General features: G+C 71.9%; 16 protein-coding genes and 1 pseudogene. 9 read left to right on the top strand and 8 right to left on the bottom strand.

The window, feature by feature from the left end; all coding sequences use genetic code 11:
* The 7 genes and pseudogenes from ACFE64_RS02850 to ACFE64_RS02820 all read left to right on the top strand — a co-directional run.
* On the top strand, positions 1 to 525 hold a 525-nt coding region (locus tag ACFE64_RS02850), incomplete at its 5' end, for a DUF3463 domain-containing protein (RefSeq protein ID WP_375390939.1).
* A 29-nt stretch (positions 526 to 554) separates the two neighbouring features.
* Positions 555 to 941, top strand: a pseudogene (locus tag ACFE64_RS02845) (transposase); the annotation flags it as partial.
* A 357-nt stretch (positions 942 to 1,298) separates the two neighbouring features.
* The gene (locus ACFE64_RS02840) at positions 1,299 to 1,826 is read left to right on the top strand and encodes a winged helix-turn-helix domain-containing protein (protein WP_375390938.1); all 528 of its coding nucleotides are present in this window, start codon (positions 1,299 to 1,301) and stop codon (positions 1,824 to 1,826) included.
* Positions 1,827 to 2,014: 188 nt separating this feature from the next.
* Positions 2,015 to 2,677, top strand: a complete 663-nt coding sequence (locus tag ACFE64_RS02835) for an NYN domain-containing protein (RefSeq protein WP_375390937.1) — start codon at positions 2,015 to 2,017, stop codon at positions 2,675 to 2,677.
* 88 nt (positions 2,678 to 2,765) lie between these two features.
* Entirely contained in the window at positions 2,766 to 2,921 is a 156-nt protein-coding gene (locus tag ACFE64_RS02830; protein ID WP_375390936.1) for a hypothetical protein, read from the top strand.
* A 15-nt stretch (positions 2,922 to 2,936) separates the two neighbouring features.
* Positions 2,937 to 3,080, top strand: coding sequence for a hypothetical protein (locus ACFE64_RS02825; protein WP_375390935.1), 144 nt, complete (start codon positions 2,937 to 2,939; stop codon positions 3,078 to 3,080).
* Positions 3,081 to 3,361: 281 nt separating this feature from the next.
* Positions 3,362 to 4,330: a hypothetical protein gene (locus ACFE64_RS02820; RefSeq protein ID WP_375390934.1), complete on the top strand. Its 969-nt coding sequence runs from the start codon at positions 3,362 to 3,364 to the stop codon at positions 4,328 to 4,330.
* Positions 4,331 to 4,566: 236 nt separating this feature from the next.
* Here the strand turns inward: ACFE64_RS02820 and ACFE64_RS02815 are convergent, their stop codons facing one another.
* From ACFE64_RS02815 to hpnA, 7 genes are read right to left on the bottom strand one after another with little or no spacing between them, the layout of a single operon-like run.
* Positions 4,567 to 5,253: a phosphorylase gene (locus ACFE64_RS02815; protein WP_375390933.1), complete on the bottom strand. Its 687-nt coding sequence runs from the start codon at positions 5,251 to 5,253 to the stop codon at positions 4,567 to 4,569.
* Positions 5,241 to 7,181 carry a squalene--hopene cyclase gene (gene shc / locus ACFE64_RS02810; protein ID WP_375390932.1) on the bottom strand — a complete coding sequence of 647 codons (1,941 nt, stop codon included), beginning with the start codon at positions 7,179 to 7,181 and terminating at the stop codon, positions 5,241 to 5,243. The genes ACFE64_RS02815 and shc overlap by 13 nt, the downstream gene beginning before the upstream one ends.
* A 39-nt stretch (positions 7,182 to 7,220) precedes the next feature.
* The gene (gene hpnE / locus ACFE64_RS02805; RefSeq protein ID WP_375390931.1) at positions 7,221 to 8,477 is read right to left on the bottom strand and encodes a hydroxysqualene dehydroxylase HpnE; all 1,257 of its coding nucleotides are present in this window, start codon (positions 8,475 to 8,477) and stop codon (positions 7,221 to 7,223) included.
* Complete coding sequence (gene hpnD / locus ACFE64_RS02800; protein WP_375390930.1) at positions 8,474 to 9,334, bottom strand: presqualene diphosphate synthase HpnD; 861 nt, start codon at positions 9,332 to 9,334, stop codon at positions 8,474 to 8,476. Before hpnD ends, hpnE begins: the two co-directional genes overlap by 4 nt.
* On the bottom strand, positions 9,331 to 10,161 hold the full coding sequence (gene hpnC / locus ACFE64_RS02795; protein ID WP_375390929.1) for a squalene synthase HpnC: 831 nt from the start codon (positions 10,159 to 10,161) through the stop codon (positions 9,331 to 9,333). The genes hpnD and hpnC overlap by 4 nt, the downstream gene beginning before the upstream one ends.
* Positions 10,158 to 11,285 carry a glycosyltransferase gene (locus ACFE64_RS02790; RefSeq protein ID WP_375390928.1) on the bottom strand — a complete coding sequence of 376 codons (1,128 nt, stop codon included), beginning with the start codon at positions 11,283 to 11,285 and terminating at the stop codon, positions 10,158 to 10,160. Before ACFE64_RS02790 ends, hpnC begins: the two co-directional genes overlap by 4 nt.
* Positions 11,282 to 12,274 (bottom strand): hopanoid-associated sugar epimerase, encoded by a 993-nt coding sequence (gene hpnA, locus ACFE64_RS02785; RefSeq protein ID WP_375390927.1) that lies wholly within the window; start codon positions 12,272 to 12,274, stop codon positions 11,282 to 11,284. Before hpnA ends, ACFE64_RS02790 begins: the two co-directional genes overlap by 4 nt.
* Positions 12,275 to 12,401: 127 nt before the next feature.
* On the opposite strand from hpnA, the gene ACFE64_RS02780 reads away from it, so the two are divergent.
* Both ACFE64_RS02780 and ACFE64_RS02775 read left to right on the top strand, forming a co-directional pair.
* Positions 12,402 to 12,776, top strand: coding sequence for a hypothetical protein (locus tag ACFE64_RS02780; protein WP_375390926.1), 375 nt, complete (start codon positions 12,402 to 12,404; stop codon positions 12,774 to 12,776).
* Positions 12,777 to 12,835: 59 nt separating this feature from the next.
* Positions 12,836 to 13,225 carry a hypothetical protein gene (locus ACFE64_RS02775; protein ID WP_375390925.1) on the top strand — a complete coding sequence of 130 codons (390 nt, stop codon included), beginning with the start codon at positions 12,836 to 12,838 and terminating at the stop codon, positions 13,223 to 13,225.
* Positions 13,226 to 13,291: 66 nt separating this feature from the next.
* Here the strand turns inward: ACFE64_RS02775 and ACFE64_RS02770 are convergent, their stop codons facing one another.
* Positions 13,292 to 13,462, bottom strand: coding sequence for a hypothetical protein (locus tag ACFE64_RS02770; protein WP_375390924.1), 171 nt, complete (start codon positions 13,460 to 13,462; stop codon positions 13,292 to 13,294).
* Positions 13,463 to 13,588: the final 126 nt, after the last annotated feature.

The following is a 13,588-nucleotide window of genomic DNA, read 5'->3' as shown; positions in this document are numbered from 1 at the left end:
GAGCATTTCCTCAACCGCGAGCGGACCCGCAACTTCTTCCGCGACGTGTTCCGCCGCGGCGACGGCGGCAAGAAGTGGACCTTCACCAACTCGCCTCTGTTCCTCGACTTCCTCGCCGGCAACCAGACCTACGAGTGCACCCCCTGGTCGATGCCGCTGCGCACGATCTTCGGCTGGCAGAAGCCCTGCTACCTCGTCGGCGAGGGCTATGTCCCGACCTTCAAGGAGCTGATGGAGGGCACCGAGTGGGACCAGTACGGCGTCGGCAAATATGAGAAATGCGCCGACTGCATGGTCCATTGCGGGTTCGAGGGCACCGCCGCGACCGACGCGATCCGCCACCCGCTCAAGATGTTCGGCGTCGGCCGCAAGGGTGTGCGCACCGAGGGCCCGATGGCGCCCGACATCGACCTGTCCCGCGCGCGGCCGGCGCAGGACGTGCACCTGACCCATGTCGAGCGCGAGCTGGCGCGAATCCAGGCGGCGGACCCGGACGGGTTTCGGCGGGTGCAGCGGGCGGCGTAGGGGGCTGAGCGCCGGTTAAGGTGGACGATGAGGTCCATCCGATCGTGCGCGCCAACATCGCTCGCGAGGCGCGGCTGATGACGGACGAAGCACGCACGTACTCCAAGCTGGGCAAGGAGTTCGCCGGGCACGGCACGACGCTCCACGGTATCAAGCAGTATGTCCATCCGGAGGATCGCACGATCCACACCAACACGGTCGAGGGCGCGTTCTCCATCTTCAAGCGGGGCATGAAGGGCGTGTACCAGCATTGCGGCGAGCAGCACCTGCACCGTAATCTAGCCGAGTTCGAGTTCCGGTATAACAACCGCGTGGCGCTGGGCGTAGACGATCGTGGCCGCGCGGACCGCGCGCTGGACGGCATTGTCGGCAAGCGGATCACATACCGCAGGCCTGACGAGCAGCCCCAAGCCTAAGGGCAGGATCGGCCGGCGCTCGTCGCGCTGGATAGGGAAGCGCCACCGGATCGGTGCGAAACCCACGCGCTGAATCAGGCGCGCAAAGAATCTTTGCGCGCCGCTTGTTTGCCCATTGCACGAAAGCATTGCTTGGTTCAGATGCAGCAACGCCCGGGGGTTCAGCCCGGGCGTTGAGTCCAACTAGCCGGTGTGAGGCCAAGACCAGTGGAGGTTGCGAAGAAGATGACGATAAGGCCCTGAGTCGAGGGGGCCAAAAGCCCCTGATGTCGTACCCAGGTCGGCGTCACCGCCGCCCCCGTTGCTTCGCGCCGCGGGGGCGGCTCCCATTACGTCCATCGCAAGGGAGCTGTCAACATGGCAGGCGAGAACCCCGCTTTCGATCCGTATGATGCGGTGCTGGCGGACCTTCGCGCAAAGCGCAATCAGATAGATCAGACTATAGCCCTACTTACGAGCCTGCGCGCTGGAGGCTCCCCGGGTATGCAAGCCGCTCCTGCAGAACCTGCTGCTGTTAATACGGCGGGCATGTTTCTCAGTATGTCCATCCCCGACGGAGCAAAGAAGCTACTTGCGATGCGCAAGCGGACCATGGGCAACGCGGAGATTGCATCCGAACTGAAAGCTGGTGGCTTAGTTCTGACGTCTGCGGAACCAGCCAATGTCGTGGGCTCCGTGCTCTCCCGGCGTTTCATTCAAGTTGGTGACGTGGTGAAAGTCAGCCGCGGTACTTGGGGATTGAAGGAGTGGTATCCTGGCCGCAATTTCAAAGCCACCCCCAAGGTGCCGACCGTTGACGCAAGTACAGCCGACACTTCCGCGAGCGAATACAAGCTGCAAATCAATGATTTGGGGGGCACAGATGTTGGTGAGGATGACCTCTGACGATTGGAGCCGACCCACTCCTAGCGTTATAGAACGCGCCCTAGGGCATTCGGAATGAGCCGGCTCGCTCGTCTATGTCAAGGCGATAACGTTATCACCTTAACGGCTAGTTAGATTCCACGGTCGCGGGGTTCAAGCGCTAAATCCGCTAAATCCGCTAAATCCGCTAGGCTGCGAAAGGGCCAAACGTGCTCAAATCGATGTATGCCATCCTTCTGGACGGAGGCTACCTCACGAAGGTGCTCCGAACCCGGCTTGGACGGGCGGTCGTGGCCGACGATATCGTCGAGGAGTGCGATCGGCTGCGAGCCTTGCCGGAGCTGGAAGGTTACGAGCTGCTCCGTATATACTATTATGATGCCCATCCTTCCGCTGCCAAGGTGCGACGGCCAGTGAGCGGCGAGCCGTTCAGCTTGGGCGAAACCGAACGGTTTCGTCACGCTCAATCGCTCTTTGACCAGCTTGTACTCAAGCCAAATATGGCCCTTCGCATGGGCAGGGTTGACCTCACTCCCCATGCCTGGCGGCTTAAACCGCGCGTTGCGAAAGAGCTGGTCACGGCTCCACGTCCTTTGACCGACGACGATTTTGACCTCGATATGGGCCAGAAAGGCGTGGACATGCGGATCGGCATGGACATGGCGCGTCTAGCGCTTCGCAACATGGTGCGCGCAGTGGTGGTCGTAACAGGTGATTCGGATTTTGTACCGGCGTTCAAGTACGTTCGGCGAGAGGGGCTGAAAGTGATCCTCGAACCGTATGGACGCGGAGGACGGAAGGAGCTTCGCGAGCACGCCGATATAGTGCTGGAACTGCCGCGAAAACAGAAGAAGCCGGAGCTAGCTGCATGACAGACGAACCAAGCACCGAACCCACCCAGCTCGACAAGTTCAAGGAGGCCGCCCGCCAGCTAGAGACGGGTGTCACCGGGTTGCGATGATGGACGATACGTTCTTCTCTGGCGTCGCAGAGGTCGTCATCGGCTACGCTGACGAGCGGTTCGGCCGTATCGCAGCGTGGATCGTCGGCACTGTCCTCGTGACCGCCGGGCCGGTCGCCATCCTCGCGGCCGCGATCTGGTGGTACTCGCATTGACCGTAGGAGCGGATCATGGCTGACGAAGCGTCGCAACTCGACAAGTTCAAGGCCCTAGCCCGCGACCTAGAAGCGGACGAGAACGAAGCTCGCTGGGATGAACGGCTGAAGAAGGTGGCGCAGCAGAAGCCCGCGCCGGAGCCGGAGAAGCCGGAGTGAGCTGGGTGGCGCTGATCGGAGGGATCGCCCTCATTGCCTTTGCGCTGTGGGCCATGATCCGAGGTGGTGGATCAAAGCCACCAAATAGGAACTCGCACGACCGAGACGTGTCCAACGCCATTGACTTGACGCGGATCGACTAATCTTTCTCGCGTTTGCAAGCTACATAATCGCCCAAATTGTGCCTCGGTGGCTAGAAGCCGTCCCGCCTGTCGCCACCACATCCCTACCCCACATCGCCCTTGCAATGTAGGAAAACTGCGCAGAAGTGGCTCAGCGCCATGCCGCGCCCAGACCCCCGCACCATCGCGCTCGAGAACGCCGCGTTCCTGCGGGCGTTGCGCAAATCCGGCAACGTCGATGCCGCCGCCGCCGCGATCGGGCGCGATCCCACCACCATGCGCCGCCGCCGCGCGCGCGCACCCGCCTTCGCGGCCGAGTGGCGCGCGGCGGCGGTCGTGGCGGCGGCGTGGCTCCAGGCGAAGCTGAACGGGCGCCGGCCGGGCGCGTGGGAGGACGCGCCGGCGGGCGTCCGCCGCACCGCGGGCGGCGAGCCGATCATCGCGCGCGGCCGCGGCGGCCTGCTGCAGCAGCGCGCGGCCCATCCCAACCGGCTGACGCGGCATGGCGAGCAGGCGTTCCTGCTGGCGCTCTCCGTCACCGCCAATGTCGGGCTGGCGGCGGCGGCGGCGGGCGCGCCGAAATACGCCTTCTATCGCCGCCGCCACGCCGATCCCGCCTTTGCGCGCGAATGGCGGCTGGCGCTGGCGGAGGGCTATGCGCAGCTCGAGCTGCGCTGCCTGGCCGCCGCCGACCCGGAGAGCCACGGGCACGATGCCTGGCGGCACAACGAGGCGCCCGAGCCGCCGCCGATGACCGTCAGCCAGATGCTGCAGCTGATGTACCTGCACCAGAAGGAGGCGCGGCTGCTGGCCGAGCCGGCGCATCTCAAGCGCCGGCGGGGCGAATCGCGCGAGGCGCAGTCCTATCGCCTGGCGGTGATGCACGAGCTGCGCCTCGAACGCGACCGCGAGGCGTTCCGCGTGGCCGAGGCGGCGCGCGCGACGGCGGCGCCGCCCGAGGCGGAGCGGATCACGCTGCCGGACCTGGCGCAGGTGACGGCGGGACGCGCGCCGCCCAAGGTGCCGCATGATCCGGGCAGGGCGCTGTTCGGCGGCTGGCGGATCGAGGAGATGGAGCAGCAGCGGGCGGCGGCGGCCCGCAAGCGCAAGGACCAGCGCCGGGGGTGACCAGCCTGGCTCGCCCGACCGCTCGCTTTCCGTCATTCCCGCGAGGGCGGGAGTCCAGGCTGATCCACTCGGTTCGAACCCACCATTGCCGTCCGCCCAGATCTGGCCTCGATCCCCGCCTGCGCGAGGATGACGAAGGGGGCGACCGCCGCGACCGGCTCCGCCACTGGCATGGCCCCGGCGCCCCGGCCCGATCGCAAGCCGCTCCAGGCGCGGCGCCTCTCCCAGGCGTGGCGTCAGGCGGGCAACGCCATCCCCGGGCCGATCGCGATCGCGCCGCGCTTCAGCTCGCGCATCGCCTTCACGAACCCGGCGGTGGTGCGGGCCACGTCGGCCGCCTGCCCCGGCGTTCGCGCCAGCGAAGCGAGCATCGCCGCCGCGTTCACCCCGCCGTCGGGCCGCATCGAGACGGTGATCGCGTGCGGCAGCAGGTGGCGCGCGCCGTCCGAGACGCAGCGCACGATCGCGAACGGCAGGCCATGCTCGGCGGCCACATCGCCGGCGACCTGGCTTTCCATGTCCACCGCCAGCGCGCCGTGGTGCCTGCCCAGCCGCAGCTTCTCGGCGACCGTGTCGATCATGCGGCCGTCGGCGTAGACGCCGCCCACGCGCACGCCCGGCAGCGCGGCGGCGAGCGCGGCGGCCCAGGCGGGGTCGCAGTCCAGCTCGACCGCGCCGGTCAGCCGGTCCGCCACCACCCAGTCGCCGATCGCCAGCCCGTCGACCAGCGCGCCGGCCATGCCGAAGCTGGCGATCCCGCGCGCGCCCGCCGCCAGCGCCGCCTCGATGCGATGGCGCAGCCGCGCCGGATCGCCGCCGCCGGCGATCGGGACGACGCCGGCGATCCCGCGCAGGCAGGCGACCTCGCGGTTGAAGCCGGTGGCGACGATGACGTGGCCGGCCGCGGGGTTCACATCCCCCACGCCACGCGCCCCTCGTTGCCGCGCTGGAGGTTGCGCCAGCGGGCGAGGGCCCAGAGCGGGAAGTATTTCGGGTAGCCGTGATAGCGGAGATAGAAGACGCGCGGGAAGCCGCCGCCGGTATGATGCTCCTGGCCCCACAGCCCGTCCGCGGCCTGATGGCGGACCAGCCAGTCGATCCCGCGCGCCACCGCCTCCGACCCGGCCTCGCCCGCCGCCATCAGCCCGAGCAGCGCCCAGGCGGTCTGCGAGGCGGTGGCGGGGGCGGGCGCGTGGCCCGTGCGGCCGAGGTCGTAGCTGTCGCAGCTCTCGCCCCAGCCGCCGTCCGGGTTCTGGATGGCGCGCAGCCAGGCGACCGCCTTGGCCACCATCGGGTCCGCGCCCGTCAGCCCGGCGGCGTTGAGCGCGCACAGCACCGACCAGGTGCCGTAGACATGGTTGACGCCCCAGCGGCCGAACCAGCTGCCGTCCGCCTCCTGCTCCTGGGCCAGATAGGCCAGGGCGGCGGCCATGCGCGGCCCGTCCCGCTCGCCGAGCTGCGCGAGCATCGACACGACGCGCGCCGACACGTCGGCGGTGGGCGGATCGAGCAGCGCGCCGTGATCGGCGAAGGGCAGGTTGTTGAGATAATGGTGATCGTTGTCGGCGTCGAACGCCCCCCAGCCGCCGTTCCTCGACTGGAGGCCGACCGTCCATTCGACGCCGCGCGCGATCGCCCCGCCGTCCGCCGCGCCGCGCCGGTCCTTCGCGCGGTCCATCGCCATCACCACGACGGCGGTGTCGTCCAGATCGGGATAATGGTCGTTGCGGTACTGGAAGGCCCAGCCGCCCGGCCGCACGTCCGGCTTCTGCCCGGCCCAGTCGCCCTCCACGTCGAGCACCTGGCGCGGGCGGAGCCAGTCGAGCGCGGCGTCGGCGGCTTGCTCCTCGCCCGCCTCCAGCATCGCGTGCGCCGCCAAGGCGGTGTCCCACACCGGCGAGACGCAGGGCTGGCAATAGGTCTCGTCCGCGCGGTGGACGAGCAGCCGCTCCACCGACTCGCGCGCGGCGGCGCGGGCCGGGTGCTCGGGCGGGAAGCCGAGCGCGTCGAGCATCATCACGCTGTTCGCCATGGCGGGGTAGATCGCGCCGAGCCCGTCGAGCCCGTTCAGCCGCGCCAGCACCCAGTCCCGGCACGCCGCGATCGCCGCGGCGCGCCGGCGCCTGGGCCACCAGCCGTCGCCCGCCTTCAGCGCGCGGTCGAGCAGCCCGAAGCCGGTGCGCCACAGCGCGCGGGTGTCCGCCGCCCTGGTCGTCGCGCGGACGCGGCTGCCCGTGTAGAGCTCGTCCACGCGCACCCCGCGCGGATTGCGCGCGACCGGCCGCAGCGTCGCCAGCACCAGCAGCGGCACGACGACGGTGCGCGACCAGTAGCTCGTCCGCGACAGGCTGAACGGGAACCAGCGGGGCGCGAAGATCAGCTCGGGCGGCATCGTCGGCACCGCCGACCACGGCCCGGCGGCGTAGAGCGCCAGCTGGATGCGGGTGAAGACGTTGGCCGCCGCCGCCCCGCCCGCCGCCAGCACCGCCGCGCGCGCGCGCGCCATGTGCGGCGCGGCCGGATCATCGCCGATCATCTTGAGCGCGTAATAGGCCTTCACCGTCGCGCTGAGATCGAACCCGCCGTCGTGGAACAGCGACCAGCCGTGATGCGCGGGCGATTGCAGGCGGCGCAGATAGCGCCCGATCCGCGCCTCCAGCGGGAGATCATCGGGTTCGCTCAGATAATGGCGGAGCAGGATGTATTCGGCGGGGATGGTGGCGTCCGCCTCCAGCTCGAAGACCCAATGGCCGTCGGGTCGCTGCGCGGCGGCGAGCGCGGCGGCGGCGCGGTCGATGGTCGCGTCGAGCGCGTTCGCGGCGTGCGCTTGGTCGGGAGAGTAAGGCGGCATCGGGCAAGGCCTAGCAAATCCTCCCCGGGACGGGGAGGATCAGTTTGCGACCAGCCGCGCCGCGGTCTCGCCCGAGCGCAGCGCGCCCTCGATCGTGGCGGGCAGCCCGGTCCGGGTCCAGTCGCCGGCGAGGAACAGGTTGCGCCAGCGGGTCGCGGCGGCGGGGCGATGCGCGTCCTGCTCGGGCGTCGCGGCGAAGGTCGCGCGCTTCTCCTTGACGATCTGCCATGCCGGCATCGGCGCATCCCGGCCATAGGCGCGGCATATCTCTGCCCAGAACGTCCGCGCCAGCGCCTCGCGATCGGTGTCGAGCAGCCGATCGGCGGCGCTGACCGTCACCGAGACGCGATCGGGAAAGGCGAACAGCCATTCGGCGGTCGCGTTCACCAGCCCCAGCAGCGGCGGCGCGCCCGGCGGGGGCGGGACGGCGAAATGCGCGTTGACGATGGCGCGGAACGCGGTCGGCGCCGCAAGGTCCGGCACCAGCGACGCCGCGACCGGCGCGGGTGTCGCCAGCACCACCGCCTCGTCGGCCGCGACCGGTTGCGCCCCGTCCGCCCAGTGCAGCGCCGTCACCCGATCGCCCGCGAAGCCGAGCGACCGCAACCGCCGCCCGAGCGCGACCGGCGCGCCGCGTCCCGCCAGCCACGCGACCGCCGGCGCGACGAACGCCGCGGCAAGCGTCGGCTGCGCGACCAGCGGCCGCATCGCCCGCCCGCCCCTGGCGACCGTCTCGCGCAGCACCGCCCAGGCGAGCCGCGCGCTGCTCGCCGCCGGATCCGTGTTGAGCGCGGCGAGCAGCACCGGATGCAGCAGCCGCTCCCAGGCGGGGCCGGCGGGCGCGAGCCGGTCGCCGATCGTCTCGTCCGGGCGCGCGCGCGCCAGCCGTGCCAGCGCCAGATAGTCGCGCGCGCGGCTGCCCGGCGCGCGGCGGCTTGGCGCGAGCAGCCACCAGGGGATCGGCCCGGCATTGGGCCGCACCGTCCAGCGCGCCCCGCTCGCGAGGTCCGCAAAGGCGAACGCCGCTTCGTCCGGCCCGGTCAGCGTATCGGCCGGCGCGCCCACCGTCCGGCGGAACCGCGCCACCGCCGCGTTGCCCGACAGGACCAGGTGGTTGCCGTTGTCGATCACCAGCCCGAGCTGCGGGTCGTGATAGGACCGGCAGCGCCCGCCCGCCTGCGCCGCGCCGTCCGCGACCGTTACCGCCACGCCCGTCTCGCGCAGCCGCACCGCCGCCGACAGCCCGGCCAGGCCCGCGCCCACCACCGTCGCGCGGCCGAAAGCGGGCGCGGTCACGGGCGCGAGAGGCTCAGCCGCAGCACCGTCCACAGCAGCGCAGGCTTGGACACGCGCACGCGGCCGCGCGGCGGCGCCCAGCCGATCGCCTTCATGCGCCCGAGCACCTTGGCGTATACCGCCTCCATCAGCCGCGGCGCGAGCAGCCGCCCGCGCGGCCGGGCGGCGAGGATCGCATGGGCCTGCGCGAAGTGGCGGTCGGCCTGCGCCGCGACCTGGCGCGCGACCGTGTCGATCCGGGCATCGCCGACCACGGCGGCGGGCGTGGTGATCGGGATGGCCGCCGCCTCGATCGCCTCGCGCGGCAGGTAGACGCGGCCGATCGCGGCGTCCTCGTCGATGTCGCGCAGGATGTTGGTGAGCTGCAGCGCCCGGCCGAGATGGCAGGCGAGCAGCTCGCCGACGTCGCGCTCCATGCCGAATACGCGCACCGACAGCCGCCCGACGGCGCTTGCCACGCGGTCGCAATACAGGTCCAGCTCGGCGGCGGGCGGCCAGCGGATGTCGCGCTCGACATCCATCGCCATCCCGTCGATCACCGCCTGCAGGTCCGCGCGCGCGAGCCCGAAGCGGTGGACATGCGGGGCGAGGAACCCGGCCGGCCCGGGGTCGCCGCCATCCCCGATAGCGCCGCTGTCATAGAGCGCGTCGATGCCGCGCCGCCAGACGGCGAGGTCCCGCGCGCGCGCCGCGCGATCGCCGCCATGATCGTCGGCGATGTCGTCCACCGCGCGGCAGAAGGCATAGATCGCGTACATCGCCTCGCGCTCGGCCCGTGGCAGCACCCGCATCCCGGCATAGAAGGAGCTGCCGGAGACCTGCCGGCGCAGCGCCGCGGGCGTCAGGTCGGGGTTCACGGCAATGCCTTTGCGAGGAGCAGGCCGGCGACCGCCCGCGCGGCGATCACGGCCGCTTCCGCCTTACGGTGATGGACGCGCGCGCTCAAGGGATCGTGGGCCGAAAGGCGGCGCGCCAGATCGGCGGCCAGCCGCTGGATCACCGCCACCTCGGCCGCCAGCCGGTGCGAGCGGATCGCGCGCGCGAACGGCGCGCTGGTCGCCAGCAGCGCCTGCGTCCGCGCCGCGGCCTCGGCGATCGCCGCGCGCAGCCCCGGCGCGGCGGTGGCGGCGGCAAGGTCGTCCACCGCCGCGCCGTGGTGCGCGAGCAGGTCGGCGGGGAGGTAGACGCGGTCGAGCGCGCGATAGTCCTTGCCGCAGTCCTGGAGGTGGTTGACGATCTGCAGGGCGGCGCAGAGCGCGTCCGACAGCGGCCAGATCGCGCGATCCTCGCCATGGACATCGAGCACGAAGCGGCCGACCGGCATCGCCGACAGTCGGCAATAGCCGATCAGCCCCGCCCAATCTGCATAGCGGCGTACCGTCACGTCCTGCACGAAGGCGTCGAGCAGCTCGTGCGCGTGCGCGGCGTCGATCCCGCGCTCCGCCTGCACCCGGGCGAGCGCCATCGCCTCGGGCGCCCCGCCGCCGTCGAGCCCGGCGCGCATGGCGGTCAGCCGGGTCAGCTTCTCGGCGGCCGGCGCGGTCGGGTGGTCGGCGATGTCGTCCGCCGCGCGCGCGAAGCGGTAGAAGGCGAGGATCGGCGCGCGATGCGCGGGCGCGAGCAGGACGGAGGCAACGGGGAAGTTCTCGTCGCGATGGCCCTTGCCCGAGCTGAGGTCGCTCATCGCGCGCGGCCCGGTTCAGGCATCGCCTGCGCGCGCCCCTTCCACATCCCGCCGCGACCCTGGTGGTGCCGCCAGCCCGACAGCAGCGTGCAACCGGCATAGAAGGCGGCGATGCCCGGCACCGCCAGCCCCCATAGCGGCGACCGGCGATAGAACAGCAGCATCGGCTGGAACAGCGCCGCCATCAGCAGCCATGCGCCGAGCCCCAGCCCGCGCGCCCAGCCGCCCGCGGACACCGCCAGCACGGGCGCGGCGAGATAGACCAGCGCCAGCCCCGCCACCGCCCCGGCCAGCCGCCACGGCGCATAGCCGAGCTGCGCATAGGCCGAGCGCGCGATCATCGCGCCGATCGCGCCGGCGGTGCGGTAGGGACGGATACTCCGCGAGCGGTCGGTCAGCCCCAGCCAGATCGGCCCCTGCCGCTTCAGGAGCGCGCCGAGTGCGCAATCGTCGATCAGCGCGCCCCGGATCGCCGCGATGCCGCCCGCCGCCGCGAGCGCGTCACGCCGCACCAGCACGCAGCCGCCGGCCGCGGCGGCGGTGCGGCCGGGCCGGTTCACCCTGGCGAACGGATAGAGGAGCTGGAAGAACCAGACGAAGGCGGGGATCAGCGCCCGCTCGGCCGGCGTCGCGCAATGCAGCCGCGCCATGAAGCTCGCCAGCCGCCGGTCGCCGGCCTCGCCGATCCCGACCAGCGTCCGCAGCGTGTCGGGCGCGTGCTCGATGTCGGCATCGGTCAGCCACAGCCAGCGCGGCGCGTCGGCGGCGGCGATCCCCTGCGACAGGGCCCAGAGCTTGCCGGTCCAGCCCGCCGGCAGCGGGCGCCCGGTCAGCACCGTGATCCGCGTGCTGCCGAGCGCGCGGGCGATCGCGCCCGTGCCGTCGCTGCTGTCGTCGTCGACCAGGATGATGCGGAACGGGCCGGGATAATCCTGCGCGGCGAGGCTGCCGAGCGCGCGCGCGATCACGTCCGCCTCGTCGCGCCCCGGCACCACGGCCACCACCTCGGGCCACACCGCCGGCGCGACGGCGGCGGCGCGGGTGTCGCGCTGGTCGGTGCGCCAGAAGCCGGTCGCGGCCAGCCCGATCCAGATCGCCAGCACCAGTGCGGCGAGCCCGATCATCGGATCGCCCCCGTCGACCGGAACCAGCCGACCGCGTCCGCCACCGCCTCGCGCCACGGCCGCGCGCGATAGCCGAGCTCCGCGCGCGCCTTGCCCGAGCTGTAGAACATCGCGTGCTTCGCCATGCGCAGCCCGTCGAGTGTCAGGAACGGCTCGACGCCCGTGATGCGCGCGCGCACTTCGTTGGCCCAGGCGAGCGGGAACAGCGGCGCGCGCGGCAGCCGCACGCGCGGCGGCCGCCGCCCGACCAGCCCGGCGATCGCCGCGAGCAGCTCGGCCAGCGTCACGTCGGCGCCGCCCAGGATGTAGCGCTCGCCGATCCGGCCCGCCGCCATCGCCCGGAGGTGCCCCGCCGCGACATCGTCGACATGAACGAGGTTCAGCCCCGAATTGACGAAGGCCGGCATCCGCCCGTTCGCCGCCTCGACGATGATCCGCCCGGTCGGCGTCGGACGGACATCGCCCGGGCCGATCGGGGTCGAGGGATTCACGATCACCGCCGGCAGCGCGCGCGCGGCGATCATCGCCTCGACCAGCCGCTCGGCGTCGACCTTGGAGCGCTTGTAGGCGCCGACCACCGTGGCCGGCGTCGCGGCGCGCGTCTCGTCGGCAGGTCCGGTCGGGTCGGGCAGCAGCGTCGCCACGCTGCTGGTATACACGATCCGCCCCACGCCGGCGTCGAGCGCGGCCGTCATCACCACCTGCGTGGTCACGCGATTGTTGCGGACGATCTCGTCGGGATCGCGCGCCCACAGCCGGTAGTCGGCGGCGACGTGGTAGAGCCGCGTCACGCCGCTCATCGCGCGCGCCACCGCGGCGGGATCGCACAGGTCGCCTTCGACCAGCTCGCCGGGAAAGCGATCGAGATGCGCGCGGTCGCTCGATCCGCGCGCGATCCCGCGCACCCGCTCGCCGGTCGCCGCGAGCGCGCGGGCGACCGCCGAGCCGAGGAAGCCGGACACGCCCGTGACCAGGGTCAGATCGCTCATCCGGCGCAGGTAGCTCCCGCGGCCGCGTGCGTCACCCCGCCGCGCGACCGGAAGCGCGGGCGGGCGGTTGGAACGCTCGTGCAGCCCGCCCGTTGGCCCGGACACCTCCTTACGACGGATCACACCCATGAAGTTTCGCCACATCGCCCTCGGCCTCGGCGCGTTCGTTGCCGGCTCGGTCGCGCTCACCGCCGCGGCGGTCGCCTTCGTCGTGCGTCGCGGCGACGATGACGACGCCGCGCCTCAGCCGCTCGTCACGGCCGCCGCCGACGGCCCCGCGCCGTCCCATGCGCAGGTGCGCGACGAGACCGCGCCGACCGGCGACGGCCATGCCGCGCCCGATCTCGCCGCCGACGCCACGCCGGGCGAGCGCGCGCCCGTCGCGTTCCGTCCCGACATCGACGCGCCGATGACCGCCGCCGAGCGCGAGGCGCTCCGCCCCGCCGCCGGCCCCTCGCCGACGCTGGTCGACGCGGGCACGTCGCTGCCGTCGGGGAACTGACGGAACGGCGTCCGCGCCCGCCCGTTCAGCGCCGCAACCCACTGAAAAGGCCAGACGACATGGATTACAAGAAGCTCAGCCTCGGCCTCGGCGTCTTCTCCCTCGCGCTCGGCGCGGCCGAGCTGTTCGGCGCGCGGAAGATCGCCGCGACGCTCGACGCCGAGGGCCACGAGACGCTGGTCAAGGGGTTCGGCGCGCGCGAGGTGCTGGCCGGCGTCAACCTGCTGGTCGCCCCCGCGGTGGCGACCAACATGTGGAACCGGGTCGCGGGCGACATCATGGATATCGTCGCGACCTCCGCGGCAGCCAGGAACAGCCCGAGGAACAAGGCCACCTGGGGGGCGCTCGCCTTCGTCGCGGGCGCGGCGCTGCTCGACGCCTGGGTGGCGATCGGCCTCGACCGGCAGACGGGCAAGACGCTGCCGACGCATGCGCCGCTGCCGTCCTGAGCGGTCCGGCCGGCGCGCGACGGTCGCGCGCCGGCGGCGGGCGGGGCGATCGCGGGTCGGTTCGCGTCAGGTCAACGAGGATTTGCGCGGGATCGTCTCGTCGGCCGGCGGCTGGCCCTTGTCGAGCGTGTCGCTGGGCCGGCGGGCATCGCCGGTGCGCTGGTGCTCGGTCGACAGGTTCGGGTTGTCGGTTTCCGCCGTCGGCTTGATCGGCGCTTCCGTCCGCTTCTCGTCCATCGCTCGCTCTCCTGCCGGTGCTCATCGGGCCAACCGTCCGGCCTCCGGCCGGTTCCGTGCTAACCTGCGGCAACTCGCCGGGAAAAGCCGGGCATCGCCGGAACCGCGACCGCCGGCGAGCGGTTG

Origin of the sequence: uncultured Sphingomonas sp., assembly GCF_964250165.1 — a bacterium.
In the GTDB taxonomy this organism is placed as follows: domain Bacteria; phylum Pseudomonadota; class Alphaproteobacteria; order Sphingomonadales; family Sphingomonadaceae; genus Sphingomonas.
Note: the sequence above shows the minus strand (reverse complement) of the source record. Positions and strands in the feature narration are given on the sequence as shown.

Coding starts and splice junctions, on each gene's coding strand:
- ACFE64_RS02840 (WP_375390938.1), top strand. CDS start 1,299: ATGGCAGGCGAGAACCCCGCTTTCGATCCGTATGATGCGGTGCTGGCG.
- ACFE64_RS02830 (WP_375390936.1), top strand. CDS start 2,766: ATGGACGATACGTTCTTCTCTGGCGTCGCAGAGGTCGTCATCGGCTAC.
- ACFE64_RS02825 (WP_375390935.1), top strand. CDS start 2,937: ATGGCTGACGAAGCGTCGCAACTCGACAAGTTCAAGGCCCTAGCCCGC.
- ACFE64_RS02820 (WP_375390934.1), top strand. CDS start 3,362: ATGCCGCGCCCAGACCCCCGCACCATCGCGCTCGAGAACGCCGCGTTC.
- shc (WP_375390932.1), bottom strand. CDS start 7,181: ATGCCGCCTTACTCTCCCGACCAAGCGCACGCCGCGAACGCGCTCGAC.
- hpnC (WP_375390929.1), bottom strand. CDS start 10,161: ATGAGCGACCTCAGCTCGGGCAAGGGCCATCGCGACGAGAACTTCCCC.
- ACFE64_RS02790 (WP_375390928.1), bottom strand. CDS start 11,285: ATGATCGGGCTCGCCGCACTGGTGCTGGCGATCTGGATCGGGCTGGCC.
- hpnA (WP_375390927.1), bottom strand. CDS start 12,274: ATGAGCGATCTGACCCTGGTCACGGGCGTGTCCGGCTTCCTCGGCTCG.
- ACFE64_RS02780 (WP_375390926.1), top strand. CDS start 12,402: ATGAAGTTTCGCCACATCGCCCTCGGCCTCGGCGCGTTCGTTGCCGGC.
- ACFE64_RS02775 (WP_375390925.1), top strand. CDS start 12,836: ATGGATTACAAGAAGCTCAGCCTCGGCCTCGGCGTCTTCTCCCTCGCG.
- ACFE64_RS02770 (WP_375390924.1), bottom strand. CDS start 13,462: ATGGACGAGAAGCGGACGGAAGCGCCGATCAAGCCGACGGCGGAAACC.